The sequence below is a fragment of the Ruegeria sp. CDSA033 genome, from assembly GCF_059612305.1.
Window position 1 is genome coordinate 1 of the sequence record NZ_JBXWQI010000056.1, and the last position, 1555, is coordinate 1555.

General features: G+C 55.6%; 1 protein-coding gene. It reads left to right on the plus strand.

Annotated features, from left to right (window positions below):
• Nucleotides 1–138: 138 nt before the first annotated feature.
• A protein-coding gene (locus tag AC2FLA_RS22400; RefSeq protein ID WP_496725442.1) for an IS3 family transposase occupies nt 139–1481 on the plus strand; the annotation gives its coding sequence in 2 pieces (ribosomal slippage) (nt 139–466 and nt 466–1481; 1344 coding nt in all).
• The last annotated feature ends 74 nt before the right edge of the window (nt 1482–1555 follow it).

Below are 1555 nucleotides of genomic sequence, written 5' to 3' on the forward strand. Positions count from 1 at the left end.
TTGTCTGACGTCAGGGCCAATGGGACAGTTTAGGTCGCTTTGATAAGAGAGGTTTTCTGGCACATCGTAACCACCAAGGAGTGGATATGAGATAGGTCAAAGTGTTAAGCGTTTGATCCAGTGGATCAAACGTAGCGCATGACCGTAACCAAGCGGAGCCACGGCGAGAAGGTTGTCAGAGACATCCGTCGAGCAACACGCAAACAGTACTCTTCCGAAGAGAAGATCCGGATCGTGCTGGATGGCCTAAAGGGCGAGGATAGCATTGCAGAGCTGTGTCGCCGCGAGGGCATAGCGCAGAGCTTGTATTACAGCTGGTCCAAGGAGTTCCTCGAAGCTGGGAAGAAGCGCCTTGCTGGCGATACGGCTCGTGCGGCGACCTCGACGGAGGTCAAGGATCTGCGTCGTGAGGCTCGCGACCTGAAAGAGGTTGTTGCCGAGCAGGCCCTTGAGTTGCGGCTGCTCAAAAAAAGCATGATCGGGGATGGGGGCGACGACGAATGAGGTATCCCGCATCTGAGAAGCTGGAGATCATCCGCCTCGTGGAAGGGTCGCATCTGCCGACCAGGCGTACGCTGGACAAACTCGGCATCCCCAGAACCACTTTCTATCGCTGGTATGACCGATATCTGGCTGGCGGCCCCGAGGCGCTTGAGGATCGCAGCCCCAAGCCGTCGCGGGTCTGGAACCGCATTCCCGAGCCGGTTCGAGAGAAGATCAAGGACTTGGCCCTGAAGGAAAGCGAGCTGTCGCCGCGCGAGTTGGCTGTGCGCTTCACCGACACGGAAAAGTATTTTGTGTCAGAGGCTTCAGTCTATCGCATACTCAAGTCTTATGACCTAATCACCAGCCCAGCCTATGTGGTTCTGTCGGCCGCAGATGAGTTTCACGACAAAACCACTCGGCCGAACCAACTCTGGCAGACCGACTTCACTTACCTGAAGGTCATCGGTTGGGGCTGGTTCTACCTGTCGACCATCCTCGATGATTACAGCCGCTACATCATCGCTTGGAAGCTTTGTACGACGATGAAGTCGGGCGATGTGACCGACACGCTGGTCATGGCGCTGCAAGCCTCAGGTTGTGATCAGGCAACGGTTCTGCACAAGCCACGGCTGCTCAGCGACAACGGGTCCAGTTACATCTCCTGCGAGTTGGCCGATTGGCTGGAGGACCGGCAGATGGATCATATTCGAGGTGCTCCGTATCACCCGCAAACTCAGGGCAAGATCGAGCGATGGCACCAGACCCTGAAGAACCGCATCCTGCTGGAAAACTACTATCTGCCCGGCAATCTCAGGCAACAGATCAATGCCTTTGTCGATCATTACAACCATCGACGCTATCACGAGAGCCTACAAAACCTCACCCCGGCCAATGTCTACTTCGGGCGCGAACAGACCATCTTGCAACAAAGAGAAAGGATCAAACGAAAGACCATCGAAACGCGACGCTTGCTTCACCGCAAATCCGCCGCATAGTCACATAAACCAGATGAGCCAGACACTCTCTTAGCCCACGCCGCCATCTGTCCCAAAATCCCTGACGACGGACA